Source organism: Brevibacillus sp. NPDC058079, from assembly GCF_042885155.1.
In the GTDB taxonomy this organism is placed as follows: domain Bacteria; phylum Bacillota; class Bacilli; order Brevibacillales; family Brevibacillaceae; genus Brevibacillus.
In genome coordinates this window covers 113,826-140,201 of sequence record NZ_JBHVSO010000004.1, presented here as the reverse complement: position 1 = coordinate 140,201, position 26,376 = coordinate 113,826, and the positions used below count along the sequence as shown (strand labels likewise).

Here is a 26,376-nt window from a genome sequence, read left to right as displayed (position 1 = left end):
ATAATTTGAATGGACAGAGGTGATACGTATGAAAAAGGGTGATTTTCACCATCTTGATCATGTGAAAGAACAGCAAACATCGAAGAAAACACTGTGGATTACGCTCCTATTGACGTTGTTTTTTACGATCGTGGAGGTTGTGGGAGGCTTGATGTCCAATTCACTCGCGCTCCTGTCCGACTCCGCCCATATGATTTCTGACGTCTTTGCTTTAGGGTTGAGTATGACCGCTATTTATATGGCGACACGTAAGCCGACTAAGAAGTACACGTTCGGATTTCTCCGTTTTGAAATTATTGCTTCGTTCTTGAATGGCTTGGCTCTTGCTGTAATTTCGATCGGGATTGTGATTGAAGGGATCAAACGGATGATCAATCCGCAAGACGTTGATTTGCAGTTGATGCTGACCATTGCATCCATCGGTTTGGTTGTAAACATCGTGCTGACCATCGTACTTTCCCGCAGTATGAAGGAAGAAGACAACCTCAATGTAAAAAGCGCGTTGTGGCACTTTATCGGAGATTTGCTCAGCTCCGTCGGTGTGATTACGTCAGCAATTCTCATTTACATGACAGGCTACTACTTGTTCGACCCGTTGATCAGCATGGTGATTGGGGGAATTATTTTTACAGGTGGTGCCAAAATCATTCGTGAGTCGCTGCTCGTGTTGATGGAATCTGTTCCAGAGCAGTTTGATCTCGAGCAAATCCGTCAGGACCTCAGTGAAGTAGAGGGCGTGGAGGATGTTCATGAGCTGCACCTGTGGGCGGTATCCACGGAACATTACTCCCTGACAGCGCATGTGTTCGTTCGTGAAGGCATCCAGCCGTATTGTGTCATTCTGGCGATTAATCACATTTTGCAAACGAAGTACGGAATTGACCATTCGACGATTCAGATCGAGCACCCGACGATTTTGGATCACGGGGAATATGGCAAGCAGTTTTTGCTTCAGCAAGCATAAATGACCATGAGAAAAAGGCTAGTCTCCAAGGAAGCTCAGGAGATAGCCTTTTTTATTTACTTCCCCGCAAAGAAACTGAATACATAGGGTGAACGTCTAAATAGAAAGGAAGGAGGTTTTTTTATGAGAATCACAACCAAACTGCCCCAGTATCATGAAAATGTACATGTCGAGTTGATGAAAAATGAATGGGTTCCACTGAATGAACCACAGAGTTTGGGCATGGCAACTCTTTTATCGATTCCTTTCATGCTGATCAATGCACTCATCGCCTTTGGGATCATCCTTATTTTTTCGCCATTAACCTTTCAGGAATTCGGACTGACATCCGGCTCTCTATCCATATCCATTGACTTCGGTGTGATTTTCTTCTTACTTGCCTTGGTCATTTTTCATGAATGCCTGCATTTGATTTTTATCCCTAATTTCATGAGATCAGAAAAAACATGGATGGGGCTTACCTTGTTTGGAGGGTTTGTAGCAACGGAAGAAATGATTCCAAAATCACGATACATACTGATTACCATCGCCCCATTCATTATCCTTTCGGTTATGCTGCCATTTCTTCTAGGTTTTTTGGGGCTGTTCACTACCGTGTTAAAATTTTTGATTTTGATAAACGCAATAGCTTCATCAGTCGATATGCTGAATCTTTTCCTAGTGATGAAGCAAGTTCCGAAACAGGCAATCTTGATCAGTAACGGACAAAAGACGTATTGGAAAGCCCCCGAAAAAGATGGGCATGGATAGCCCCAAGCATGAGGATGGCGAACAGGATGCAAGCAAGGTAGTGGGCTGAGAACGACAATAATGGTCGGCCAGATTAACCAGCCGCCCCATCCTTTTGTCTTCTTTACAGTTGCTTCTGCTTGGACATTCATAAGAGGTAAGATCAATTGAGAAACTTACGATTTTTGCGAAGGTAGTTGGCAAGAGTTAATCCCAAAGATACGATAGAAGAAGCATTGTTTGGTCAAGGCTGTATATAGGAGCGGAATGCCCATCAACGAAAGGTATTGGTAGCCTCCTTCCAGAAAGAAGAACAAGGACAGAAAGGCTAACCCAGTAACGATACGAAACATTTGATCAAAACGACCGACGTTTTTCATTCTTATCCCTCCGGTTATGGTGTTTGTGATTGATGAGACTTATTGTACCGGAGTACTTTTTGGCTGCATGTAACAAAGTCACATAACGTAAAGATTTTTCCGTCCCATAACAAACGCCAAGCAGAAGGGAAGAAAAGCATGAACCAAATCCGTTACCATCGCAGAAAGTACACGCAGGGTCATACACCAATCGAAAGGCTGGAGCGACTGTCCAAGGAGTTAGGCGGACCGAGCATTTCTATCAAGCGAGACGACATGCTTGGTTTGACAGCAGGGGGAAACAAGACGCGAAAGCTGGAGTATTTAGTGGCAGAGGCAATCGAACAAGGAGCAGACACGTTGATTACATGTGGAGCTGTCCAATCCAATCACTGTCGGTTGACTCTGGCGGCGGCAGTTCGCGAAGGTCTGCACTGCCAGCTCGTGCTATCCGCGCATGAGACGGGCGACTACCAACCGCAAGCGAGTGGCAATCATCTGTTGTTCCACTTGCTCGGAGCAGAAAAAATCGAGGTCATTCCCGCAGAGGCAGATTTGCTTGCAGCTATGGAAGAGCTCGCAGAAAGTCTGCGAAAACAAGGCAGAAAACCATATCTGATCCCTGTAGGAGGCTCGAATGAAGTCGGGTCATTGGGGTACATGGCGTGTGCGGAGGAAATCGAGCAGCAGGCTTGGGAAACGACGACTCCGTACGATTATGTCGTGACGGCAACGGGAAGTGGCGGTACGCAAGCCGGTCTGCTTGCCGGTTTTATGGCGCGCCAGTCCAACACAAAAGTAATCGGAATCAATGTCAGCCGAGATCGGGCTGCACAAGAAGCAAAGGTGATGGGGTTGTTGCGGAGTACAGCTGCACGGATCGGTTTGCAAGGGGACATACGGGCAGAAGCTGTGCTTTGCGACGACAGATTTGTCGGGCCAGGCTATGCGATTCCGACGGATGGCATGATTGAAGCCGTTCGGCTGGTCGCTCGGACAGAGGGAATTTTGCTAGATCCTGTCTATACCGGAAAGGCGATGGCAGGGTTGATCGGCTTGATTCGCGAAGGGCATTTTAACAAGAGTGATCACGTATTGTTCCTGCATACAGGTGGTTCCCCAGCGCTGTATACCGTTCCGCAGCTGTTTTTGCCATCCAAATAGCGTAGCAGGCAGCGGTAGTCTAGGATGTACTTTCACGTCCATAGCTACCGCTGTCTTTTTATAGGAAAGCTGACAGACTCAGTGCTTCACAGTGCCTTGGTCTGCCACAACATCGGGGGTGTCTGCCTGCTGCATCAGCATACGCATGGAAAAGACGATTCCTAGTGTGGCCGTTACCAAAAGACCTGCCAATACAAGGTAGCCGACTGATGCGCCGGTTGAATCTAGCATGAGAGTAAATAGAGCGAGTAATAACAGCCGCATGCATGTACCAATCGACCGAAAGAAGCTCAGAACCCTGCCCATAAAACGATTAGGTAGCAGTTCCATATAGATGGTCTGTCGGATCAGTCTGGTTGATACATTGCACCAGCCCATAAACGCAGAGAGCAACACAAAAACCGAGCCTATTGGGATCACAACGGTCATTACAAGAGCAATCGCCATCAAGATGAAATTCCCTACCATATAAGGAAAAGCACCGATTTTTCCACGAAACCAGGTAAGAAGAAATCCCGCCAGCACTGCGCCTATGGAATACGTAACCTCTCCCATGGAATAGATCGCTACATCTTCCCCCAAAACTTGGCTAACAAAGATAGGGTTAAGCAGGTTCGTCAGCATAACGGCGAGGAATGGTATCAGCGCAGCAATTCCGAATACGATAAACCCTCGTTTTTCTTTGATATAGATCCAGCTTTGCTGAAATTGTGACACCCAGGATGTTCGGAGGTATTTTTCTACTTGTTTTTCTTCTGTATACACATAATCGATTCCGGTTAAGGAGAGAAAAGCGATCAGATAGGTCAAAGTGTTAAGGATCAGCACTATATGTAGTCCGTATTTCCCCAATAGCAAACCTGCGAAAGCTCCTGCGAGGACCAAAGCAGTTTGGTTTTGAATTTCCAGGGTAGAATTGATCACATTGTAGTGCTTTTGCTCAAAGGTTTCCTGTATGAAGGCTGACTGTGTAGGTTCGTGAACCTGAAACATGAACATCGACGCCAAAAAAACGAGTACCATCATCCACTCTTGATAAGTCCCCCAAAATCCCCAAGCTGCTACAAGAGCGAGAACCGAGAAGCCTCCTAGCTGTTCCAGCTGTAGAATGGCCTTGCGGGAAAAGCGGTCAATCAATGTACCAAAATAAGGTCCGATGAGCAGTGTCATTATCGAGGAGAGAAGCATGGTGGAACCAAGTAGGCTGGCTGAGCCTGTGGATTCTACCAAATACCAAGATATCCCGATCATGGTCATCCCCTGGCCAAAGCCTGAAAACAAATTGGAAAGAAACAGCTTGCGAAAATTGCGATTGCGAAAAATCTCGTTCACTCTCGTCACTCCCTTTTCCATAATAGGCCAGATGAGCAGCCCTATTACAAACATAAAGGAGCCTGATTATTCACGAGGGTCACCCTTCATCAATAATCAGGCTCCGGGAAGTTCCGAGAGCTCTTTTATGGAATCTTATACCATAAATCGTATCACTTTTTTCTTAAGTTAGCAATATGGAGAACCAAGCGTTACTTTTTCAAGATACCTAAATATTCCCGCCAAGGTCCAACATCCGCCGTGTACCGCTTGGCCAAGACCCGCACAATCTGCGCCATATGGGTTAAATCGTGAACCACCCATGAAGAGAGCAGCTCTCTTGCCTTGACTACGCCAAATGCAGGGTGTTATCCCTGTTAATTCGAGATTCTTTTCCAGTTCTACGAGTGCTTGTAATTTTGCGAGATTTTCTGTTCGAAGTGTTTTGAATTCCTGGACCTTTTGTGCGAACGACCTTTCGGAAGTCTCGTGTAAGTGAGAGAAACGGTCAAAAGGAGGAAAGGGTTTGCTTTCCCCATACTGAAGAATCATTTCGAGCCGCGGGAGCCAATTCGTTTTCTCAGCCTGGGTCAAGTGCTCGATTACTTCGGTGGCATTCCAGGTTGCATCCCCTTCGTTGTCTTGCAACCATCCATCCGATAAGCCCACTAAAAAATACTCCAATGTTTGCGGTGTACGCTCCAGAACCTCAATCGCTTGTTTCAGATTAAAATTCATCGTACGACTCCTTTCGGTATGGAAACCCGTAGTATTTTCCCAGCATTTCTCTTTCGTTTCGCGTAGTCCTGCCCATTTTGTGTGGCGAAGGGTGGATTTGTGCCAGAGAATACGTATAGAATGGTCGTAGGCAAGGTTCGATAAATAGAGGGCAGAGGTTGGATTGATGGATGTTTAAAATCGGCGTGGTGGGTCCCAAGCAATCGGTAGAGAGAATTCTTGCGGTTGCCAAGGAATTCGATGAAGGGATGAATTTTATTCCCTATATCTATACAGAAACAAAAGAGACGGAAAAAATCGTTTTGGAAAATGACCAGTACGTGGATCATTGGCTATTTTCGGGACCACTTCCGTACTTGATTGCCAAAAATGTCCTGGAAGACGAAAAGCGGATGGAACATATTTTTCCGACGGAATCCAGCATCTATAAAGGCTTTTTGGAAATGGTGTACACACGGGGAGAGCTTCTGGATCGGGTCAGTGTCGATATGCTCTCCTCTACTAAGTTCATGGAAGATTCCCTGTACAACAGCAGCATATCCGTGAGCCAGCTATACATGAAGACATTTGAGGTTACGATTGATCCGCAAGAGCTGCTGGCATTTCATCTCGATCTATGGAACAAGAAAAAGATTGATGCTGCGATGACCTGCTATCCGACCGTCTATCAATCGTTAGTTGATGCAGGTATCCCGGCCTATTGGATTTCTCCCAGTAATATGGACATTCATCAAACAGTTCGCGTGTTTGTCGAGAAAGTGCGCACATCCTACTTCAAGGATACACAGATCGGGATCGAGATGATTGAGGTCGAGCAATTTGACAGAATCAAGGAAAGCGCAAAGACCCCGTATCATTTGCAATATTTGGAGCTGCGTATAAAGCAAGCGTTGATCAAGCTGTGCGAGCAAGTGGACGGATCACTTCTGGAGCAGGGGAATGGCCGATATGTCATCTTCAGCACGCGCGGGACGATTCACAGAGAGATTCCTACCTTGCAAAACACAGTAGAGTTTTTGGCGAAGGAAGCAGATACGACGGTCGCTGTCGGAATCGGTTTTGGAGAGACGGCTTTTGCAGCTGAGATGAATGCCCATCGTGCGCTGCGCCAATCGAAGGAAAAAGCAGCGCGAGATATTGTCATGATTCAGGATGACGGAACGATCGTGGAGTGGGTCGGTCAGGAAGAGGAGCTCATCTACTCGTATCGTGCAGACGATGATGAGGTTTTGGAAAAGCTGAAAAAGGGGAACATCAGCGTCAAAAGCTATAAAAAGCTCGATGCCTTGCTGCAAAAAATGGGTTGGACCGATTTCACGACAAAGGACCTGGCCAAATATTTGCAAATGAGCGAGCGAAATGCACAGCGAATCGTCGCGGATTTGTGTGCCGTTGAGCTGGCGGAAAGCTCAGGGGAGGAATCGCAATCAACGCGAGGAAGACCCATCAAACGATACCGACTTTTGTAAGCACCCTGTTACGGGTGCTTTTTTCATTGCAGAGAAATCGAAATGTAAAAAAAAACCGTTGCCAATAGTCTCAACATTTCGTAATGTATATATAACGACATGTCGCAATATATGCGGTAATTAAGAAGGCTGGACCATATTTGCGCGGATAGTCAGTCATCGAACGAGATGAATGCGCTTTCGCCAAAATGAAAGACTAGCTTAGTAATGCATCTAGAAGGAGGTATCCACACATATGGTATCAGCACGCACGAGAAACTGGATTTTAGCGTTACTGTTTTTGGGCTGGGCATTAGGGAACCTGGATCGATACGTCATGAACTATGCCATTTTGTCGATCACAGAAGACTTGCAGCTTAGTGCATCATCCACTGGATTATTGCTCAGTAGCTTTTTTGCTGGTTATGCACTCATGCAAATGCCTGGAGGATGGCTGGCAGACCGATTTGGTTCCAGAAAAGTACTCATCGTTTCTGTTGTCATGTGGTCTATTTTTACGGGACTGACCGGAGCCGCTTGGTCTATGGCTTCAATGATTCTCATCCGTTTTCTGTTCGGAATCGGCGAAGGTGGCTTCCAACCAGCCAGCTCGAAGATTATCGCTACCATCTTTCCTGTCAAGGAACGCTCGCGAGCCATGTCCGTGATGCTCTCCTCTAGTGCCATTGTTGGACTTTTCTCCCCGATTTTATCCGTTTGGATGATACAAACCATGGGCTGGCGAACCATGTTCGTCGTCATTGGAGCAATTGGCGCCATCATTGCTTTCCTGTTCTGGCGTTATATTAAACTTCCACAAGCAGAATCTGCAACAAATACAACTGGCTCCGATCAATCAAAAACCTCAGTGGCTATGCTGTTTAAAACACCGCTGCTTTGGAGTCTGTTAATCGCTTACTTTAGCATTTATGCAGTAAACTGGGGCCTCGTAACCTGGATGCCAACTTACTTGAGCAAGGTACGCGGACTGGATATGATTTCACTCGGCTGGCTGCAAACGATCCCAGGCTTCGCTACATTGGTCGGTATTTATGTGAGTGGCTATGTACTGGACAAGCTGCCAAAAGGTCGCGAAAAAATTATTGGTAGTTTCTCCTGTGTGGTAGTCGCGGTCCTCTTGTACTTCATGTTTACTGCATCGAGCGTGACGATGTTTATTACGTACCAAGCGATTGTGTCGCTGTTCCTTTCCTTTGTGATCATTCTGTTGCCGTCTGTTGTCCTGAAAAATCTTCCGGCTGCCGTAGCGGGAACGGGGATGGGCATCGTGAATACAGGTGGACAGCTGGCTGGCTTTATCACGCCAATGGCTATTGGTTTTATCGTAGAAGCGTTTAACGGTTCATTTGATGCAGCGTTCTGGATGCTGATCGGCTTCGCGGTCATTTGCATTGGCGCACTACTATCATTGAACTATGAAAAAGGCGAGCTGTTGAAGCAAAACGCCGACAGTGCATCCGCCTGAACATCGAGAGAAAGGAGCGTATGAAATGAACAGAACCGAGATCATTTCTGCGTTAATTGAACAAAAAAGAGACGCGTTTATTCGCGTTAGCGATAAAATTTGGGAAACGCCAGAGATTTACTTCGAGGAGCATCGCTCTGCCGAGTACTTGTGTCAAGCGTTGGTAGCAGAGGGCTTTGAAGTGGAGAAAGGGATCGCTGGACTGGGTACAGGCTTTGTTGCCAGCTTCGGAAGCGGGAAGCCCGTCGTGGGCATCCTGGGCGAGTATGATGCGCTGGCAGGCTTGAGCCAGAAAAAAGGCGCAATCAACCATGATCCGATTGTGACTGACGGTCATGGGCATGGATGTGGACATAATCTTTTAGGTGCTGGAGCGTTGGCAGCAGCGGTTGGCATCAAGGATTACATGGAGCAAACAGGCTTACAAGGTACAGTTCGCTACTATGGGTGCCCAGCAGAAGAAGCGGGCTCTGGAAAAGCGTATTTGGCAAGAGCCGGCGTATTTGCTGACGTAGATTTTGCACTCTCCTGGCACCCTGCGACAGCGTCAAGCATCATGAACATCAGCTCGCTGGCGAATTACTCTGTTCGTTTTCAGTTTCACGGAAAAAGCGCGCATGCAGCCGCCGCTCCGCATTTGGGACGCAGTGCCTTGGATGCCGTGGAACTGATGAACGTAGGCGTGAACTATATGAGAGAGCATATGATTCCGGAAGCACGGGTTCACTACGCGATTACGAATACAGGCGGAATTTCGCCAAACGTCGTCCAGCCGTTTGCGGAGGTCGTATACTTGATTCGCGCTCCGAAAAAGCAGCAAGTGCAGGAACTGTATGAAAGAGTCTACAATATCGCACGGGGAGCCGCCTTGATGACGGGAACCACCATGGAAGCAGTGTTTGAAGGTACAGCTTCTGATCTCGTGCCGAATACGGTATTAGCGAAGCTCATGCACAAAAATCTGATTGAAGTCGGCGTGCCTACGTACGATGAAGCAGATCAGCAATATGCCAAACAAATTCAGGCAACGTTAACAGCTGAGGATATGAGAGCTTCGTTGTTCGGTTTGGATCGTGAAACAGCGAAGCAACTGAAGGACAAAGCGATTGCGGATGTGATCGGACCACTTTCTACGCACGAGTTTACGCTTGCTGGGTCTACGGATGTGGGAGATGTCAGCTGGCAAGTACCGACGATGCAATGCATGACGACATGCTGGGCACTAGGCACGCCTTTCCATACGTGGCAGGTCGTCTCGCAAGGGGCCATGCCAATCGCACACAAAGGGATGCTGCAAGCAGGCAAAGTCATGGCTGCTACAGCGATCGAGGCGATGGAAAACCCTGCGCTGATCGAACAGGCAAAAGCCGAATTGCAGGAACGTTTGGAAGGAGAAGAATATTTCTCGCTCATTCCTGACGATGTTCAACCACCTCAAAAAGCTTAAATCGACGGTGAAAAGGAAGTTGGTTAGTCAAGTGGCGCAGCAAACAAGAACGATCGAAACAGACTGCTTGGAACAATGGATCGAGCAATATCGCGGGGAGTCCAGCAAGGGCAAATGCGCTGCTTATATCCCTGCTTTGAAAGAAGCTGACCCAACACAGCTAGGGATTTGTGTGATGGGACCAGATGGACAAATCAGCAGGGGAGGCAACTACGATGCTCCTTTCACCCTGCAAAGCATTTCCAAAGTCATTAGCTTTCTCGCAGCATGTACGCACCACGGGATTGCGAATGTATTGGAGCAGGTGGATGTAGAGCCTACGGGAGACGCATTTGATTCGATGGTTCGGCTGGAAATGCACAAGCCGGGAAGACCTTTTAATCCGATGATCAATGCAGGAGCCATTACGGTTTCTTCCTTGTTGCAGGGGAACGGAGTCCAGGAAAAATTTCGCTTCTTTCAAGACATGGTCGAGCGCATGACAGGACGCAAGCATCAGATCAACGAGGAAGTGTATCACTCCGAGTGGCAAACGGCTAACCGCAATCGTTCCCTCGCCTACTATCTCGCAGCTACTGGCTTTTTGGCTTGTCCGGTAGAGGATGCTTTGGATGTGTACATCCGGCAATGCTCCCTGGAGGTAACGGCAGAGGACATCGCGAAAATCGGCTTGATCCTAGCGCATGATGGCTATGATCCGATAGGCAAGGAACAGCTTTTCGGCAAAGAGCTGGCTCGCGTAATCAAAGCACTTATGGTTACATGCGGCATGTACAACGCTTCCGGTAATTTCGCTGCTTTTGTGGGCGTCCCAGCGAAAAGCGGCGTGTCAGGAGGTATTATGGCTGCCGTCCCTCCGCGTGGGCGCTCTGGGGAGCTGCCTTTTGCTGGCGGCTGCGGAATCGGTGTGTATGGTCCTGCTATTGACCAGTACGGAAACAGCGTAGCTGGGGTAGCACTGCTCAAGCATATGGCAAGTGCGTGGGATTTGACGATCTATTAAAAAGAAATGGCTAGAGATCACAGATCATGTCTGGATCTTTAGCCATTTCTTTTACTTTCCTTTTCACAGAGAATCACCTCGTTTCTTGATTTTACCAAAGGGAAACATCCACATACAGCTGCTGGCTTTCATTGGCAAAAAAAAGAACCTGTGACATACTGGAACTATCACGGTCATCGGGGGAAATCAACATGGTAGATGTGGTTGCATGTGGCGAGTTATTGATTGATTTTACACCTGTACAGCAGAAGGAAAAGCCGGACAGCGCTGCATTTGAGCAAAATCCTGGAGGAGCGCCTGCCAATGTACTTGCCGCTCTGTCGCGCTTTGGGAAGCGGACTTCCTTTATCGGTGCGGTGGGAAACGATTTGTTTGGGCGTTTTTTGCAACAGACCTTGATCAGACAGAATATTGGCACAGAAGGGCTCGTACTCACGGAGGAAGCGCCTACGACGTTGGCTTTTGTCCATCTCGATGAGACAGGCGATCGTTCTTTTCACTTTTACCGCAATCCGGGTGCAGACATGATGCTGCGGGAACAAGACGTGAACGAGGCGCTAATTGCACAGGCAGCCATTTTTCATTTCGGTACGTTGTCCTTGACGCATGAGCCAGCCAGATCAGCAACCTGGAAAGCCGTCGAGTACGCGAAAAAGCATAAGCGACTCCTTTCCTTTGACCCGAATATTCGAGCGTCCTTATGGGCTGATCTGGAGGAAGCGAAGGCTATGGCTCTCAAAGGAATGGCGCAGGCTGATATCGTCAAGCTGTCAGAGGAAGAGCTGGCTTCTCTCATGGGAAGCGAGGATGTTGTGGAAGCGACAGCGTGGATGCTTACGCAATATGATCTGCAAGCTGTTTTTGTCACGTTGGGGGAAAAGGGGTGTTTTTACCGCACACAAAATCATTTCGGTACAGTCGATGGATTTCCAGTAACCGCGATCGATACGACTGGAGCGGGAGACGCGTTTGTGGGCGCGCTGCTCTATCAACTTCTTGAGGCGGGGGAAAGTATGCTGGATATCCCACAAGCCACGTTAGAGGACATGGTGCGCTTTGCTAATGCCGCAGGTGCGCTCACGACAACGAGATCAGGTGCCATTCCCGCCATGCCTACACTGTCTGAGGTCAAAAGCTTCATGGAAGCAGCACGGTAGGAGGGAAGAATCATGATTTTTGTGGAAGTCATCCTGCCTGTCCTGCTCATTTTTCTTAGCGGCTATATTTTGCAGCGCATTTTCAAAATGGACTTGAAGCCGATCTCTTCCCTGGCGATTTACATTTTGTCGACGGCGCTCGTCTTTCGTACCTTTTACAAAACACAGCTCGACTTGCAATTATTTTATATCGTTGTGATTTCGCTGCTCTTGCTGGCTGCTCTCGTTGTGATCACGCAGTTGACGGCACGATTGTTCAAATACGACAAACAACAGGAAAGCGCACTGATGCTCGCGACCGCCTTCATGAACAGTGGCAACTACGGGACGCCGATTATTTTGTTTGCCTTCGGAGAGGCTGGCTTTACGTATGCGGTGCAAATCATGGTTTTCCACTCGATCATGATGGGTGTATTCGGCGTGTATTTTGCCTCCCGAGGCGGGAATGGGATGGGGACGGCCGTCAAGGCGATCTTCAAGCAGCCGTCCAATTACGCTGTGGTTCTCGCGATTTTGCTACAACAGCTGCAAATCGTCATCCCGCAAAGCTATTACCAGGCGATTGATCTCGTTGCACAGGCGGCGATTCCGGTTGTGATGCTCATCTTGGGCATGCAGCTCGCCAATGTATCTACCAAAGCGCTAGAGTGGCAGGGGCTCAGTGCTGCGAGTGTCATTCGGCTGGTGGCGTCACCACTTTTGGCGTACCTCATCTGTCTGTTTTTCCCGATTGATCCGCTTCTGCAAAAGGTGTTGGTCGTTCTGGCAGCCATGCCTTCAACCGCAACGACTGCGATCTATGCGATCCAATTCAACATGCGACCACAATTCGTCTCCAGCAGCGTGTTGGTTACGACGCTTATCAGTATAGGTACATTAACGTTTTTGCTGAACATTTTGCACTTATGAGGAGGAATAAACTTGCGCAAACAAGAGTTACTACGACTGTACGATCAAGAGATGAGAGTGGAGGTAACCTATCCGCATGTTCGACGAGAAGAGACTGAGCATATTATTCGCCACGTCTCTCTCTCTGATGAGCCAGGGACAGTCTTGTTTTCCCGACTGTCTGAGGCAAATGCAGAGGAATTGATCGCACGAGAAATTGAGTATTTCTCAAGCATTCAACAGTCTTTTGAATGGAAGCTGTTTGATTATGACCAACCCGCAAATCTGCTCGAACGGTTGCAGGCGCATGGTTTTACAGTAGGAGAGGAAGAAGCACTGTTGGTCATGGATGTGGCGCAAGCAGAGGACATACGCAGTCGGAGCATTCCTCCCGAGATTCGCCAAATTACCACTCTGGCAGGGATCGATGACATCATGCAGTTGGAAGAGCTGGTATGGGGCAGTGCGAATCCGGAGTTGGCTGCGAGATTGAAAAAGGATTTGGCCGAAGATCCAGAGAATTTTCTCGTGTATGCGGCATACAGTGGCGATCAGGCGGTGAGCGCAGCGTGGATGTATCTGCATGAGGGGACGTCCTTTGGCAGTCTGTGGGGAGGCTCCACGTTGCCTGCTTACCGGAATAAAGGCTACTATACGGCACTTGTAGCGATACGGGTACAAGTAGCGCACGAGCGTGGGTATCCGCTTTTAATGGTCGATGCGAGTCCGATGAGTCGACCGATTTTGGAGAAAAAAGGCTTTGAATTTCTCGCCTATACTTATCCATGTTTTTTTGAGTATAAATAGTATCGTGGAAAAAGAAGCTGCCCATTGCTCTGAGGGGCAGCTTTTGTAGTTGCAGATAGTCGCCCGTGTAACTATTATGAGAATAAGAATCATTTGCAAGATTATCCTACATATGGTTAGGCAGGGAGAAGGTCATGGATCAAGCATCTGTACATTCCATATACGATAGCTATATCAATGCATTGCCCTCAACAAAAAGTGATCGCATAGTATCCGAAGCGAATCGGTATACACTGACGAATAATGATGGCTACTTTCGGAGACTGACTCCTCGACCGGGATTGGAGCTGGTCGAATCCAGCTATTCTCTTCAGGAAAACCGCGTGATGGATTTACAGTCGCAGGCAGCCATGGTTGAGCTTAGCTTTTGTTTGGAGGGGAGCGGGGAGTTCGTTGTTTCGGGAAGTCAGCACGAGTTTTTGCCTGGGAGCTGCTCCCTTCAATTGATGAAAGACTTTCATGCACATTTTATGTACCGGGCGGACGTTCCTCATCGATCTGTCGGGATCGGTATTTCCGTGGAGCAATTTAATGATTGGGTGGCGGAAAGCGATGTGGGAGCAGCGTATTCCTTTCAAGGGCTGCTTGGCAATCAAGCCTATCGTCTGTTTCGGATGCCGTTGCAACCGAATATGGCTCGGAGGCTCCAGCAGTTGAACGATTTTTCAACCTCCCATCTGAAGCTGCGGAGATTGCATACGGAAGGCAAGATTCTGGAGATTGTGTCGACGGCGCTAGATACGTTTTTATTCGAGCGGGAAGAGAATCGACCGAGGTCACAGTTATCTCGGAGTGATCGGGAAAAGATTCACAACGCCCGTGACATTCTACTCGAAAATATGGAGTCCCCGCCTTCTCTGCTCGAACTGGCACGTATGGCACAGCTCAATGAATACAAGCTGAAGATCGGCTTCAAAGAAGAGTTCGGGACGAGTGTATTTGCCTATTTGCGGGAAAGACGTTTGGAAAAAGCGCTTGGATTGCTGCGGGGGGGCAATCTGAATGTCAGTGAGGTTGCACTCATCGTGGGATTCTCCAACTTCAGTCATTTCTCTGAGGCGTTTCGCAAGCAGTACGGACTCAATCCTTCCGAAGTGAAGCGGGGGAGATTTTGCTAATTTTACAATCTGGAACGGATACCTTTGCCTAAGGGGTATCCGTTTTTCCTGTAACAAAAAGGAAGCGAGTAGCCGACATAGGAAGGAAGGGGGCTATTATGAAAATACATCATACGATTGTCGCTTTGGCACTGGGTGTTAGTCTCGCATTTCCCATAGGGACAGCTGCACAGAGTGTGAGCAATGAACAAACAACGCCGATTACGGTCTTGGAAGATGGGGTACCGAAGAAACTGAAGATGCGAGGAGCAGATCGATTCGAGATCGCATGGCGCTATGATGGGGGACAAGAGTACTTCTCCGAGGTCGTCGATGAGGATACGGGTACGATGTATTTGCTTTCGGAAAACGGTGTGCTCCATGCGCTGAATCCGAATGGAAAAGTTATTTGGCAAAGTGATCTTGGACTTGACTGGGCCCATGACTTTAAGTTAGGCAAAGACGGCTCACTGTACGTACTGGACCATAACTGGTTCGATTTCAAAGACGGCATGCCTGCCTGGATACTTGCTGTAGACAAGGCTGGAAAGGATCGCTGGATAATGGAGCTACCGCATATGTACAGCTACGATACGGTCTTTGATGTGTCAGCAGAAGGGACCATGTTCATGCTGACGGATAGAGGGGTTGCGGCAGTCGATCAGGAAGCGAATCTAGTCTGGGCAAACGATCAGGTAGTCAACTATGACTTTGATTCTTATCTATCACATGGCGTGATAGGGATGACCTGGATCGAATCGCTTAAAACATTGCTAGTCGAACAGAGTGACAACAAGCTGTCTGCTATCGATCAGAATGGGAAAATCAAGTGGCTGCGGGAAAACGTTCAGCCGGGGAGAATATACGTTTCAGAAGATGGCATGGTGTACACCTTGGGAGAAAAAGGGCTGACATTCATTCATGCTTCTGATGGTAAAGACCGTGCAGAAGCACCAGTGGATGCTGTTACACTCAACAAAGTCGGTATTCCTCATGATGGCAAGGGGAATTTTTATCGTGAATACAACGATTATACGATATGGAAAGTAGATCGCACAGGCAAAAAGCTTTGGAGCTACAACCGTCCGAAGGGACAAACAGGAACGTTATCCAGTGAACTCGTGTCTGATGCGCAGGGGAATGTCTTTTTTTCCGATACGGGTGGGAATATTTTCTCGTTAGATCCTAACGGCAAGGAACGCTATATTGTTATCCGAAATGACAAGATGTTTACGTATACGCACATTTGGACAGGCCCTGATGGGGTATTGTATGCGAGTGCGGATGGAATGGGCATAATAGCGATCGCACCAAAAGGCAAGTAACTTCTATGATCCACGAATACGTTCATTGTACAGCACAACCTAGCGATTCATCGATCACGTATAGTAGAATGATACAAAAAAGGGAACAGAAGGTGTAAGCGATGTGCCGAAACATCAAAACCTTGTTCAACTTCGACCCACCCGCGACAGAAGATGAGATTGAAGCAGCAGCTCTGCAATTCGTGCGAAAGCTCTCAGGCTTCAACACGCCTTCGAAGGCCAATGAAGAGGCTTTTCACCGGGCTGTCCAAGAGGTCTCCGATGTTGCGAAAAATCTCTTAGATTCGTTGGTGACGAATGCAGAGCCACGCAATAGGGAAGTCGAAATCGAGCGTGCTCGCGCGAGAAACGCCAAACGGTTTGGCACGACAGAGTAGTGAGACGATAAAGACAAGAAGTCTATTTGAGGGGCAGTCCGTTAAGGCAACTGCCCATTTTTATTTTGCGAGAAATGAATACGAGGTGAGCCTATGGAGCGGCTAAATGAGTTGAACGATTTGCTAAACAAATTGGAGGAACGACATATCTTTTATCGCTTGAGTAAAATAAGGAGCGAAAGCATCATGATCGAGGTAGCTGTCCCTGGTCAAAGATGGGAGATCGAGATTATGGAGGACGGTACGATGGAGATTGAAAAATTTATTAGTGACGGTGACATGTACGACGAGAAGGAGTTGGATGTACTGTTTCGGGACTTCTCCTATTAATTTAAGGCACTCCCCTCTATTCAATCAGAAATTTCAGCATCTTATCATCGTCTTATGAGATGATTTATCATTTCGCTACTATGTCTCTCTCCTGCGAATTATATTATCGTAGAGTGCAAAGGGGAGAGGATCATCATGGAAAAGGTGAACGTCGCACAACATTTATCACGCTTGCAAGATTCCTGGGGCTCTCTGGTTGTCGGAGAGATGAATGATACGTCTATTAAGCTAGAGAAGCTGCAAGGTGAGTATCCTTGGCAACAAAATGATCAGAAAGATGAACTGCTGTTTGTCGTCAATGGCAGACTGCTGCTGATGTACCACGAGCGTAATATATGGGTGGAAGCCGGAGAGTTTATCGTTGTGCCGAAGGGAGTTTCCTACAAGCTGTTTATCCCGAATGGCGATTGTCATCTACTCGCGATTGAACCGAAAAAATTCGCTGCTCTCAAGCGCTGCTCCTAAGACGATCAACATAGAAAATCGAGCGCTATTCGTTCGTGGATAGCGATGATATAGAGCTGTCAATCGACCGGTCACTTTCGTTGGCTGGACAATTGGCGGCTTTTTTGCTATTAATATATGTTCAAAAAAGTGTTGACTTATGCGGAATTTGTTATGTAATAAATACTGATAGCTCCAACTCTTTTCGAGGTGATGAATGTTGGACGATGGCATATATGTATTGATTAAAAAAGGAGATCCCGAGCAGCTTCAGAAGCGTCAGTTTTTACATAAGGAAGAGTGTACGATTGGGAGACGGGGTAATCAATTACAACCAGACATTGCTTTTTCCAGTCCGTATATTTCCAGAAGGCATGCAGTGATACGGAAAATCAATAACCAATATACGATTTCTGATTTGCAAAGCAAGCATGGGACAGAAGTGAACGGAATGGTGATACAGCAAGCACCGCATTTTCTTTATCACGGTGATCATATTACGCTGGCTAAAGGCGTGGTAGAGATGATATTTTTCGCAGAGGGTAGTGAGATGGATGTGACGCGGGAGTTCTCATTCCCTTTGACGATTCCAAAAGAAACCACCTCCACTTCCGGCTTGGTCATCAATCTGGAACGCAGAGAAATACGTCTCGATGGCACGAGAATCCATTTGACCGGAAAAGATATGGACTTGCTCATGCTTCTGTACCAACGTTCGAATCAGGCGGTCAGCTATGATGAAATCATGGTACTCGTCTGGCCGGAGCGGTTGCTGAATGCAGAGAGCAGCGTCCCGGATGTTGGACGAGCCGAGATCAACGCTCTCGTTTATCGCTTGCGTAAGCGGCTGGGCAGATATGGAGAGAACGTCACCACGATCCCGCGCTTTGGTTACATGTGGGAAGAATAGTAGGTAGTACGATAGACACAGGATGAATTTCCTGTGTTTTTTGCATTTGATGTAACTATCTGACACTTATCATCGTCCTATGAGAATAGTCTCATCTTGTTATCATCTTTTTCCCATATATTATGGTATCCGACTGTAATATCGTGTGGTAGGGAAGGTGAATGACTAGTGAAAAAGACATGGATAGTATTTTGGACGGTTTTTGTCGTTGTTCTTTCAGGGTTTTTCTATCTTTTCTGGGACTTTTGGAAGGACAACACGCAGTCGGATGGCGAGAGGGCAAAGGCAGCATTCACCGCGTATACGACAAAGTGGGGAGAACAGAAATTCTCTGGCATGTACGAGCAGCTTTCTTTACATACAAAAAAGACCATCAGCAAAGAAGAATTCGTTTCGCGTTACCAAAATATTTACGGCGGAATCGAGGCCAAAGCGATTGTGGTCGAGCCGATGTACAATGGCGACGTCATGCCAGGTGAGGATGGGCAGATCAATTTTCATTATCGGCTGACGATGGAAACTTTCATTGAACGGATTTCCTTTACGGGGAAAGCGACGCTTGTCAAAGAAACGCAGAACGACTTGGAGGACTGGTACATTCATTGGAATCCTTCTTTTATCTTTCCAGAAATGAAAGAAGGGGACAAAGTAAGAGCCAATACGGTGTATCCCAGACGAGGTGAAATCACGGATCGGGCAGGGCGTCCATTGGCAACAGAGCGTGTCGTAGTAGATATCGGGATAAATCCGGGAGAATGGAGCCAGGCTTCACAGACCGGGAAAATGGAGGTCAGCAAGCTTCTGCAAATTCCGATGGATGACCTCACCTCGAAGGTCCAAGCTACGACAAGCAAGTCGGCCAAGTTTATCCGGATCGCCACGCTGCCGCAGGACGATACACGCATCAAACAATTAGAAAAAACAGAAGGGCTCAAACTGCACAAAAAGAAAGTCCGCTACTATCCCTATCAGTCCGCTACGGCTCATCTGGTTGGCTATGTAGGAGCGATCAGTCAGGAAGAGTACGAGAAGCGAAAGGATCAGGGCTATAAAACGTCTGATGTGATTGGCAAATCAGGACTGGAACAGATTTTTGAGGAACAGCTAAGAGGAAGTGCAGGTGGGCGTATCGTCATTACGGATGCAGATGGAACGGAAAAAAAGACCGTGACGGAACGCTTCGCCAAGCATGGACAGCCACTGGCATTAACTATAGATGCCGAAGTACAGAAGACGATTTACCAGGAGCTGAAAAACGAAGCAGGCACGGCTGCGGCAATCTCACCAAAGACCGGGGAAATACTGGCCCTCGTCAATTCTCCGTCCTTTGATCCGAATGCGTTTGTGCTTGGGATGTCGGCTACAGAATGGAAGCAAATGAATGAAAACCCGCAAAAGCCGCTTCTCAATCGATTCGCGCGCGGGTTTGCGCCGGGCTCGACCTTCAAGCCGATTACGGCAGCGATTGGCCTTGCGTCAGGAGCTATTACCCCTACGGACAGTATCCAGGTCCGTGGACTGCATTGGCAAAAGGATGCGTCCTGGGGTGGATACGAGGTAACGCGGGTCAGCGATTACGGGGGACCTGTCAATTTGGAAAAAGCATTGGTGTACTCCGACAATATTTATTTTGCAAAAGCGGCGCTCTCCATGGGGGAGGAGCAATTCGTGAAAAAGAGCGAGTTGTTTGGATTCCATGAAGCTCTCCCGATTCCATATCCACTGGAAAAATCGAAGCTGTATAACGACGGTTTCAAAAACGAGATTCAATTGGCAGACTCTGGATACGGTCAGGGCGAGGTAACGATGACGCCGCTTCACCTCGCGTTGGTGTACAGCGCTTTTGCAAATGACGGGAATATCGTCTATCCATCACTGTTGCAGGAAGACAAAAAAGGCGGGTATTGGAAGACGAATGTCATACCTTCTGATGTAACGAGCACGGTGAAGCAGCATTTGATACAGGTAATGGAAGACCCGCGCGGCACCGGACGAGGAGCACGGGTGCCTGGTATTCGCATGGCGGGCAAGACTGGAACAGCTGAGCTGAAACAGAAAAAGGGCGAGAGCGGGTTGGAAAACGGATGGTACGCCGTTTTTAATGTAGATGATCCGCGTTTGCTGGTTACCATAATGATCGAAGATGTCCGTGGTCGGGGTGGCAGTCATGTACTCGATGCACGTATCAAACGGATTTTCACGAAGGTACTGAAAGAATAGGGAGAGTAAGGTATGAAGGAAGCAAAAAATGATCGTTTAAAACGACTGCAAATCGTCTATATCGTCGTTTTTCTGATGTTTGTAGCAATCATTTTGAGATTAGCGCAACTCCAAATCCAGCAAGGGAGCGAATATGCAAATGAGCTGGCAGACAGATCGTATAAAAAAGATTACATTCCCGCTATGCGAGGAAACATTTATGACCGCAACGGGTATGTCATTGCCGAAAGTCGGCCTTCCCATCTCGCTGTCTTCCGTGAACAAGAGATCATGGAGAAGAAAGCGTACTTTGACCTGGTGGAAAAGCTGGAGAAAATACTGAGCGTCGACAAGGCCACGCTGTTAAAAAAGATGGATGTCGGCTATGCCTACGAGAAAGGCAATTATGTGGAAGCGGCACGACAATTGCCGCGCTATTTGGAAAAAGAACTGAAGGTTGATTTAACGGATAAAGAAATCGCAGTGCTGGGTGAGCATCGCGGCGATTTGCCGGGGATTGAAGTGGTGACAAAACCGATCAGGAAATACGATCCCAAGCAAATCGCCGTACAGGCGGTCGGATATGTCCGGTCCTTTCATATTGCTGAAAATGTGAAGCTCGCCTCCTACAAGGATGAGAGCACGCGGTATTTGCCGAACCAGTTAGTTGGGTTCGATGGAATTGAGCTATCTTACGAAAAAGAGCTTCGCGGGAGCAATGGTTACCGGATGTATGAGGTCGCAGCAAATCAGACAGTTGTAAAGCAAGTGGAGGAAGTTCCGTCCGTCCCAGGCAATCATGTGTATCTCACCATTGATCAGCGGGTCCAGCTAGATATCCGGGATTCGATCCGAGAGTTTCTTCCGAAGATGCGTGCAACCATCCCTGAGGCGAGGGCTGCAAAGGGAGCGTACGTCGTGGCAGTCGAGGTCAAGACAGGCAAGGTCGTCGCGATGGTCAGTTATCCGGAATACGATCCAAACGTATGGATTGAGGGGCCGGATCAAAAAACGTATGACGAGATCAAGCTGGTGGTGACGAATGGTACGATTCGGGAAGCGCCATACGATACGCGGCCATTAACGGGCGAGGCGGCGATCCAGGAGGGCTACAAGCACCCGGGTTCCATTGTGCCATCAGGGTCTGTCCTCAAGCCGATTACGGTATTGCTTGGTTTGCAGGAAGGTATCATCTCTCCCTCCGATCGTTGGAATGATGGAGGGGTGTATCACTATGGACGTGGAACAGACCGGATTAAGAACGACAGTTCCAAAGCGCATGGCATGATTACCCCCGCGATTTCCTTGCAAAAGTCATCGAATACGTACATGGCGAGAATCGGGGAGGAATTGTCCCGCCGAAAAGGAAAAGAGTCAGCGGCCGTGCTGCAATCGTACTATCACGCATTCGGGTTAGGGGTTCAGACTGGCGTAGATTTGCCGAATGAAAACAAGGGCAAAGAAGACTATTTGGTGATGGATGAAAACTATGGACCATTAGCAGCGATGGTGCAAGCTTCCTTCGGGCAGCAAGTTCGGGCAACGACGATGCAATTGGCACAGTTTGCGGCGACATTAGCGAATAAAGGCGTTCGTTTGCAGCCGCAGATGGTAGATAAGATCACAGACGCAGAAGGAAAACTGGTGAAAACGTACACGCCAAAAACCATGAGTACCTTTCCTCACCCAGATAAATATTGGGACATTCTAGAGCAAGGCATGGTGCTGGTGACGAAACCAGGGGGAACAGCAGTCCGCGCGTATGAGGGAATGCCGTTCCAGGTAGCTGCAAAGACAGGAACATCTGAGCAAGATATTTATGTACCGGTGACGGTGACAGATGAGAAGACCGGGCAGAAAAAGACAAGATGGAAAATGCACCGCCGCATTACGAATGGTGTGAGCATTTCGTATGCCCCAGTCGACGATCCTGTCCTGGCAGTAGCCGTAATCGTTCCTGAGGGTGGTTATGGGGGAAGATCGGCTGCGATTATTTCACGTTCCGTATACGATGTGTATGACAAGCATATCGGATTTAAGAGATAAAAATAGGCTGTTCGAAGTGGTTCTGTCGAGGATCTACTTCGGGCAGCCTTCTTGAATTTACCATTACCCTCAAATAATGCGTCAGATAACGGAAACAAGCTATAATAAAAGGCATATGAGAGGGGGAAGCACCGTTGATTGCAAATGAAGCCTATCGACAGTTAAAACAGATGATCTACTCCCTCGACACGGTCAGTCTTGAGATTTGCCGTCACAATGAACCACTGATCCTCTCACCTACTCATTCTCATCGAATCGGGTTTGTCAAAAATATAAAAGGGACAATGGAAGAGAACGGGAAGAGACAGTTAGTTGAGGCAGGAGACGTGTTTTTTAACAAGCCGAAGACGAGCGTTTCTTTGCGGACGGAACAAGACAAAGAGCTGGAGATCTTTTTCATTGAATTCTCCTATTGGATCGAACAAAACGAAACAGGGAAAGAGAGAGTATTTGTTCCGGGCGGAGAAAATTTTCCTCTGGAAGGGACTTTCCGTGTACGCAGCCACTCGCAGATATTGCATTTAATGGAGGAACTACATAGAAGCTATGCGTCAAATGAGGAGAGAGAGCGATTTCGGCAGAGATTGATATTCGAGCGCATTCTGTACATCCTGGTGAAAGATTTTTCTTCGATTGAGAGCAACGAAAATACGATGGCTAGCATCGAGGAAACGATCCTGTATGTCGATCAGCACTATATGCTCAATCTCACGCTAGAGATGTTGGCAGGAAAGGCGAATGTCAGTCCCAGCTATTATTCACGCATGTTCAAAACGTTAAAGGGTGTGAGCTTTTCCGATTACATGACAAGCCTTCGAATCAATCGGGCCAAGGTGTTGCTCCGATTGTCGGGGTGTCGATTGCGTGAGGTGGCACAAAGTGTAGGCTATAACGATGAGTTTTACTTCAGCAAGATGTTTAAAAAAGTCGTTGGCCTATCCCCATCGGAATACGTCAAGACGCATATGAGACAAGATAATTCATGAAATCGAGCAAGATTCTTCATGGTATGGTATAGTGGCTATCGATATAATCTCTATTGAAAATGATTTTCAATTTCGATAGAGTTTTATTTTGGTAGGAGGTTTTCTCATCATGAGAGCAAGACTGTTGTTACCCGGCTTTCTTCTTATTTTTATGGTATCTGTCTTTTTGAGTGGTTGCGGTACAGCAACACAAAATGCACAGGGAACAGCTCCAGCAGCTGCGACCAATACAGAGTCTACACCAGCAGCTTCTAGTGAAAAGCGAGTGATCAAGCATGAGCTGGGGGAAACGGAAATCGTTGGCAAGCCTGCGCGTATTGTCGTGATGGACTTTTCCTTTGCAGATGCTTTGGCGACATTGGGGGTAGCTCCTATAGGAATCTCTGATGACAATGATGCGAATCTGATCATTCCTGAGGTGAAAGGAAAAGTAGGAGCGTATACATCGCTCGGATCTCGTTACGAACCAAACATGGAGCTGATCAGTTCCCTTGCTCCTGATCTCATCATTGCAGATTTGAACAAGCACAAGGCTGTATACGACAAATTGAAGCAAATTGCACCTACTATTGTTCTGAATGACCACCAGGCGAACTATGAGCATATGCTAGCCAATTATGCTGTAATCGCGGATGCAGTAGGCATGAAAGAAGAAGGCAAAAAACGTCTAGACGAGCATCAAGCGAAAATGGATGCCATCAAAGCGAAGCTGCCAAAAACAGATGCCAAGCTGAAGGTTCTGCCGGCAGTAGTGAACCCGACCGGATTCTTCGCTCACTCCAATGCTTCCTATGCTGGCTCTCTGCTGGAATACCTCGGGTTGGAGGATGCGGCAAAGAGTGAAGAGGCGTATCCAAAAACCAATTTGGAACAGCTGGTTGCCCTCAATCCAGACGTACTGTTTTTGATGAAAACAGGTGACAAAACGATTGTGGATGAATGGAAGACGAACCCACTGTGGCAAAACATCAACGCCGTAAAAAATGGCAAGGTGTTTGAAGTAGCACGCAATAAATGGGCGCTGTCGAGAGGCTTGATCGGATCGGAGTTAAGTTCGGAGGAAGCAGTAACGCTTCTTTCTGGAAAATAAGAGGAAACTTTTCGGGATCGGTTGTCGTAGCTGACATCGATCCCGTCGTTTTTGCGGGAGGAGGTTGTACCTATGGAGGGAGCTTCAAAGGCGGGCATCGTTTTTGCGGCAGGAATGTTCCTGCTCGTTTTTGGTTTAGTCGTCAGTATCTCGGTTGGTTGGACAGACATGGGGTTGGTAAGTGGCGTAAAATCCCTTTTTGCCCCCTCTACATCGCAGGAGCACTTGATTGTGACGACGCTCAGGCTTCCAAGAGCGCTATTGGCAGTAATCATTGGGGCCGGTCTCGGCGTGGCTGGTGCGATTATGCAAGCAATGACAGGCAATCCGCTTGCTTCTCCACAGACGTTTGGGGTTAACGCAGGTGCATCGATGGCTGTCGTAGCTGCCTTGGTACTCTTGCCCAATCTTCCGGTGCCATTTTTAGCGCCACTCGCTTTTTGCGGCGCTGTCATAGGTGGATTTGCGGTGTACTATCTCGGTGCGGCTGGGGGGATGACTCCTGTTAAGCTGGCTTTGGCTGGCACAGCCGTCCATCTGTTTCTCGCTTCGATTACAGAGGCATTCATCTTGTTTCATCAGCACTCTACCGATCAAGTCCTGTTTTGGCTTGCCGGGTCATTGGATGGAGCAGATTGGACGGATGTGAACCGTGTGCTGCCTTGGTCGATCGCGGGGCTCGTGGTTGCTTTTTTTATGGCTCGCTCTATCGGGATTATGCGTATGGGTGAGGATGTGGCCAAAAATCTTGGACAACATGTATTTCGGGTACGGACGATTTGTGGAATCATTGTCATCGTACTCGCAGGCTCGGCTGTTGCCGTTGCTGGTCCGATCGGCTTTATCGGATTAATGGTGCCTCATGTGACCCGACTTTTGCTAGGAAGAGAGAGTCAGCTATACCTCCCGATTACAGCGTTACTCGGCGCATTGCTGCTCGTCTATGCCGACGTTCTTGCTAGATTCATTGCATATCCGTATGAGTCACCAGTAGGCATCGTGACCGCTTTTCTGGGCGCTCCCTTTTTCCTCTATTTAGTGGGTAAGGAGAGGAGAGCTACATGACACGCAGACAAAGTATTGCACCTGTCCTTCTACTGTTGCTCATCGTCACTGCTGTTATCAGTATCGGAACTGGGGCGGTGTCCATATCGCCGCGTGAGGTAGTCGAGTCACTTTTCGGGACGGGACCGAAAAATCATAGCTTTATTATTGGAGAGTATCGTTTGCCACGTGTTGTCCTCGGCATGCTGGCTGGAGCGGGATTGGCGGTATCCGGGGCTATTTTACAAGGAATGATTCGCAATCCGTTGGCCTCTCCTGACGTAATCGGCATCACCAAAGGGGCGGGGCTCGCATCTGCCATCGTCATTTTTCTTTTTCCCAAATCTCCGGCTTATTTGCTACCGTTGGCAGCATTTGGGGGTGCGGCAGTTGTCGCTGCTATTTTGTATGTATATACCGCGCGAAAACGCGTTCAGCCCGCTACTCTAGCACTGGTAGGGATCGCGATCGGGGTCATTTGTCAGGCGGGCATCCAATACCTGATGGTCAAAAATCCGGGGGATGTCAATGCGGCACTGCTCTGGATGGCAGGCAGCTTGTGGGGGCGGGGATGGGAACACGTATGGGCGGTGCTTCCGTGGATACTCGTCTTTTTACCAATTGCTTATTTATTGGCGTACCGGCTCGACATACTGTCTCTTGGAGATGATGTAGCTGAAGGCTTGGGCGAGGATGTGACGAGACTGCGTGTTGTACTTTTGGTAACCTCTGTCGCACTCGCTGGAGCATGTGTGGCGGTTGTCGGTTCCATCGGGTTCGTGGGTTTGCTCTCACCGCATATCGCTCGTCGATTGGTAGGTGGGAAGCACGCACTTCTTCTCCCGGTGGCTGCTCTGCTCGGTGCTACGCTCATGGTCGCCGCTGATGGGCTAGGCAGATGGCTTTTGCCGCCGATGGAGGTTCCCGTGGGCATCGTGACAGCTGTCATTGGAGCTCCGTATTTCTTGTATTTGATCGGACGAGAGAAAAGAAGAGGAGTATAAAAGAAGGGACCGAATCTTGCAAA

The 26,376-nt window shown here is 48.0% G+C and carries 24 protein-coding genes and 1 pseudogene; 22 read left to right on the top strand and 3 right to left on the bottom strand.

Annotated elements, in window-relative coordinates:
* Positions 1–28 precede the first annotated feature (28 nt).
* Both ACFVS2_RS13825 and ACFVS2_RS13820 read left to right on the top strand, forming a co-directional pair.
* A complete protein-coding gene (locus ACFVS2_RS13825; protein WP_173616439.1) occupies positions 29–964 on the top strand; it encodes a cation diffusion facilitator family transporter in 936 nt (311 codons plus the stop codon).
* A gap of 123 nt (positions 965–1,087) precedes the next feature.
* Positions 1,088–1,714: a DUF3267 domain-containing protein gene (locus ACFVS2_RS13820; RefSeq protein ID WP_390234771.1), complete on the top strand. Its 627-nt coding sequence runs from the start codon at positions 1,088–1,090 to the stop codon at positions 1,712–1,714.
* A 155-nt stretch (positions 1,715–1,869) separates the two neighbouring features.
* Here ACFVS2_RS13820 and ACFVS2_RS13815 read toward each other — a convergent pair whose 3' ends face one another.
* Complete coding sequence (locus ACFVS2_RS13815; protein ID WP_173620605.1) at positions 1,870–2,073, bottom strand: YgaP family membrane protein; 204 nt, start codon at positions 2,071–2,073, stop codon at positions 1,870–1,872.
* Between the two features lie 138 nt (positions 2,074–2,211).
* Between ACFVS2_RS13815 and cuyA the strand changes: the two genes are divergently transcribed.
* Positions 2,212–3,216, top strand: coding sequence for a D-cysteate sulfo-lyase (gene cuyA, locus ACFVS2_RS13810; protein WP_390234768.1), 1,005 nt, complete (start codon positions 2,212–2,214; stop codon positions 3,214–3,216).
* A gap of 78 nt (positions 3,217–3,294) precedes the next feature.
* Here cuyA and ACFVS2_RS13805 read toward each other — a convergent pair whose 3' ends face one another.
* Both ACFVS2_RS13805 and ACFVS2_RS13800 read right to left on the bottom strand, forming a co-directional pair.
* Positions 3,295–4,548 carry an MFS transporter gene (locus ACFVS2_RS13805; RefSeq protein WP_390234766.1) on the bottom strand — a complete coding sequence of 418 codons (1,254 nt, stop codon included), beginning with the start codon at positions 4,546–4,548 and terminating at the stop codon, positions 3,295–3,297.
* A 191-nt stretch (positions 4,549–4,739) separates the two neighbouring features.
* Positions 4,740–5,265 (bottom strand): annotated as a pseudogene (locus ACFVS2_RS13800) (DinB family protein).
* Between the two features lie 170 nt (positions 5,266–5,435).
* On the opposite strand from ACFVS2_RS13800, the gene ACFVS2_RS13795 reads away from it, so the two are divergent.
* The 19 genes from ACFVS2_RS13795 (at position 5,436) to ACFVS2_RS13705 (ending at position 26,353) form a co-directional block, all read left to right on the top strand.
* The gene (locus ACFVS2_RS13795; protein WP_390234763.1) at positions 5,436–6,734 is read left to right on the top strand and encodes a hypothetical protein; all 1,299 of its coding nucleotides are present in this window, start codon (positions 5,436–5,438) and stop codon (positions 6,732–6,734) included.
* 235 nt (positions 6,735–6,969) lie between these two features.
* Positions 6,970–8,199 carry an MFS transporter gene (locus tag ACFVS2_RS13790; RefSeq protein ID WP_390234760.1) on the top strand — a complete coding sequence of 410 codons (1,230 nt, stop codon included), beginning with the start codon at positions 6,970–6,972 and terminating at the stop codon, positions 8,197–8,199.
* 25 nt (positions 8,200–8,224) lie between these two features.
* Positions 8,225–9,646, top strand: a complete 1,422-nt coding sequence (locus ACFVS2_RS13785; protein ID WP_390234758.1) for a M20 family metallopeptidase — start codon at positions 8,225–8,227, stop codon at positions 9,644–9,646.
* Between the two features lie 19 nt (positions 9,647–9,665).
* Positions 9,666–10,649: a glutaminase gene (locus ACFVS2_RS13780; protein WP_217367864.1), complete on the top strand. Its 984-nt coding sequence runs from the start codon at positions 9,666–9,668 to the stop codon at positions 10,647–10,649.
* 191 nt (positions 10,650–10,840) lie between these two features.
* On the top strand, positions 10,841–11,806 hold the full coding sequence (locus ACFVS2_RS13775; protein WP_390234756.1) for a carbohydrate kinase family protein: 966 nt from the start codon (positions 10,841–10,843) through the stop codon (positions 11,804–11,806).
* Positions 11,807–11,818: 12 nt separating this feature from the next.
* Positions 11,819–12,715: an AEC family transporter gene (locus ACFVS2_RS13770; RefSeq protein ID WP_390234754.1), complete on the top strand. Its 897-nt coding sequence runs from the start codon at positions 11,819–11,821 to the stop codon at positions 12,713–12,715.
* 12 nt (positions 12,716–12,727) lie between these two features.
* On the top strand, positions 12,728–13,501 hold the full coding sequence (locus tag ACFVS2_RS13765) for a GNAT family N-acetyltransferase (protein ID WP_390234751.1): 774 nt from the start codon (positions 12,728–12,730) through the stop codon (positions 13,499–13,501).
* A gap of 134 nt (positions 13,502–13,635) precedes the next feature.
* Positions 13,636–14,619: a helix-turn-helix transcriptional regulator gene (locus ACFVS2_RS13760; protein WP_390234748.1), complete on the top strand. Its 984-nt coding sequence runs from the start codon at positions 13,636–13,638 to the stop codon at positions 14,617–14,619.
* A gap of 98 nt (positions 14,620–14,717) precedes the next feature.
* Positions 14,718–15,923 (top strand): outer membrane protein assembly factor BamB family protein, encoded by a 1,206-nt coding sequence (locus ACFVS2_RS13755; protein ID WP_390234746.1) that lies wholly within the window; start codon positions 14,718–14,720, stop codon positions 15,921–15,923.
* Positions 15,924–16,024: 101 nt separating this feature from the next.
* On the top strand, positions 16,025–16,300 hold the full coding sequence (locus tag ACFVS2_RS13750) for a DUF2277 domain-containing protein (RefSeq protein WP_173620594.1): 276 nt from the start codon (positions 16,025–16,027) through the stop codon (positions 16,298–16,300).
* 93 nt (positions 16,301–16,393) lie between these two features.
* The gene (locus ACFVS2_RS13745; RefSeq protein WP_173620593.1) at positions 16,394–16,630 is read left to right on the top strand and encodes a hypothetical protein; all 237 of its coding nucleotides are present in this window, start codon (positions 16,394–16,396) and stop codon (positions 16,628–16,630) included.
* A gap of 135 nt (positions 16,631–16,765) precedes the next feature.
* Positions 16,766–17,095, top strand: coding sequence for a cupin domain-containing protein (locus ACFVS2_RS13740; RefSeq protein ID WP_173620592.1), 330 nt, complete (start codon positions 16,766–16,768; stop codon positions 17,093–17,095).
* 196 nt (positions 17,096–17,291) lie between these two features.
* On the top strand, positions 17,292–17,984 hold the full coding sequence (locus tag ACFVS2_RS13735) for an FHA domain-containing protein (RefSeq protein ID WP_173620591.1): 693 nt from the start codon (positions 17,292–17,294) through the stop codon (positions 17,982–17,984).
* Positions 17,985–18,152: 168 nt separating this feature from the next.
* Positions 18,153–20,204 carry a penicillin-binding transpeptidase domain-containing protein gene (locus ACFVS2_RS13730; protein ID WP_390234743.1) on the top strand — a complete coding sequence of 684 codons (2,052 nt, stop codon included), beginning with the start codon at positions 18,153–18,155 and terminating at the stop codon, positions 20,202–20,204.
* Positions 20,205–20,216: 12 nt separating this feature from the next.
* Positions 20,217–22,229, top strand: coding sequence for a peptidoglycan D,D-transpeptidase FtsI family protein (locus ACFVS2_RS13725; RefSeq protein WP_390234741.1), 2,013 nt, complete (start codon positions 20,217–20,219; stop codon positions 22,227–22,229).
* Positions 22,230–22,363: 134 nt separating this feature from the next.
* Positions 22,364–23,215, top strand: coding sequence for an AraC family transcriptional regulator (locus ACFVS2_RS13720; RefSeq protein WP_390234738.1), 852 nt, complete (start codon positions 22,364–22,366; stop codon positions 23,213–23,215).
* A gap of 109 nt (positions 23,216–23,324) precedes the next feature.
* Positions 23,325–24,305: an ABC transporter substrate-binding protein gene (locus ACFVS2_RS13715; RefSeq protein WP_390234735.1), complete on the top strand. Its 981-nt coding sequence runs from the start codon at positions 23,325–23,327 to the stop codon at positions 24,303–24,305.
* A gap of 72 nt (positions 24,306–24,377) precedes the next feature.
* Entirely contained in the window at positions 24,378–25,370 is a 993-nt protein-coding gene (locus tag ACFVS2_RS13710; RefSeq protein ID WP_390234733.1) for a FecCD family ABC transporter permease, read from the top strand.
* The gene (locus ACFVS2_RS13705; RefSeq protein WP_390234731.1) at positions 25,367–26,353 is read left to right on the top strand and encodes a FecCD family ABC transporter permease; all 987 of its coding nucleotides are present in this window, start codon (positions 25,367–25,369) and stop codon (positions 26,351–26,353) included. The genes ACFVS2_RS13710 and ACFVS2_RS13705 overlap by 4 nt, the downstream gene beginning before the upstream one ends.
* Positions 26,354–26,376: the final 23 nt, after the last annotated feature.

Coding starts and splice junctions, on each gene's coding strand:
- ACFVS2_RS13770 (WP_390234754.1), top strand. CDS start 11,819: ATGATTTTTGTGGAAGTCATCCTGCCTGTCCTGCTCATTTTTCTTAGC.
- ACFVS2_RS13710 (WP_390234733.1), top strand. CDS start 24,378: ATGGAGGGAGCTTCAAAGGCGGGCATCGTTTTTGCGGCAGGAATGTTC.
- ACFVS2_RS13745 (WP_173620593.1), top strand. CDS start 16,394: ATGGAGCGGCTAAATGAGTTGAACGATTTGCTAAACAAATTGGAGGAA.
- ACFVS2_RS13795 (WP_390234763.1), top strand. CDS start 5,436: ATGTTTAAAATCGGCGTGGTGGGTCCCAAGCAATCGGTAGAGAGAATT.
- ACFVS2_RS13750 (WP_173620594.1), top strand. CDS start 16,025: ATGTGCCGAAACATCAAAACCTTGTTCAACTTCGACCCACCCGCGACA.
- cuyA (WP_390234768.1), top strand. CDS start 2,212: ATGAACCAAATCCGTTACCATCGCAGAAAGTACACGCAGGGTCATACA.
- ACFVS2_RS13755 (WP_390234746.1), top strand. CDS start 14,718: ATGAAAATACATCATACGATTGTCGCTTTGGCACTGGGTGTTAGTCTC.
- ACFVS2_RS13760 (WP_390234748.1), top strand. CDS start 13,636: ATGGATCAAGCATCTGTACATTCCATATACGATAGCTATATCAATGCA.
- ACFVS2_RS13715 (WP_390234735.1), top strand. CDS start 23,325: ATGAGAGCAAGACTGTTGTTACCCGGCTTTCTTCTTATTTTTATGGTA.
- ACFVS2_RS13825 (WP_173616439.1), top strand. CDS start 29: ATGAAAAAGGGTGATTTTCACCATCTTGATCATGTGAAAGAACAGCAA.
- ACFVS2_RS13705 (WP_390234731.1), top strand. CDS start 25,367: ATGACACGCAGACAAAGTATTGCACCTGTCCTTCTACTGTTGCTCATC.
- ACFVS2_RS13820 (WP_390234771.1), top strand. CDS start 1,088: ATGAGAATCACAACCAAACTGCCCCAGTATCATGAAAATGTACATGTC.
- ACFVS2_RS13740 (WP_173620592.1), top strand. CDS start 16,766: ATGGAAAAGGTGAACGTCGCACAACATTTATCACGCTTGCAAGATTCC.
- ACFVS2_RS13785 (WP_390234758.1), top strand. CDS start 8,225: ATGAACAGAACCGAGATCATTTCTGCGTTAATTGAACAAAAAAGAGAC.
- ACFVS2_RS13815 (WP_173620605.1), bottom strand. CDS start 2,073: ATGAAAAACGTCGGTCGTTTTGATCAAATGTTTCGTATCGTTACTGGG.
- ACFVS2_RS13735 (WP_173620591.1), top strand. CDS start 17,292: ATGTTGGACGATGGCATATATGTATTGATTAAAAAAGGAGATCCCGAG.
- ACFVS2_RS13790 (WP_390234760.1), top strand. CDS start 6,970: ATGGTATCAGCACGCACGAGAAACTGGATTTTAGCGTTACTGTTTTTG.
- ACFVS2_RS13725 (WP_390234741.1), top strand. CDS start 20,217: ATGAAGGAAGCAAAAAATGATCGTTTAAAACGACTGCAAATCGTCTAT.
- ACFVS2_RS13775 (WP_390234756.1), top strand. CDS start 10,841: ATGGTAGATGTGGTTGCATGTGGCGAGTTATTGATTGATTTTACACCT.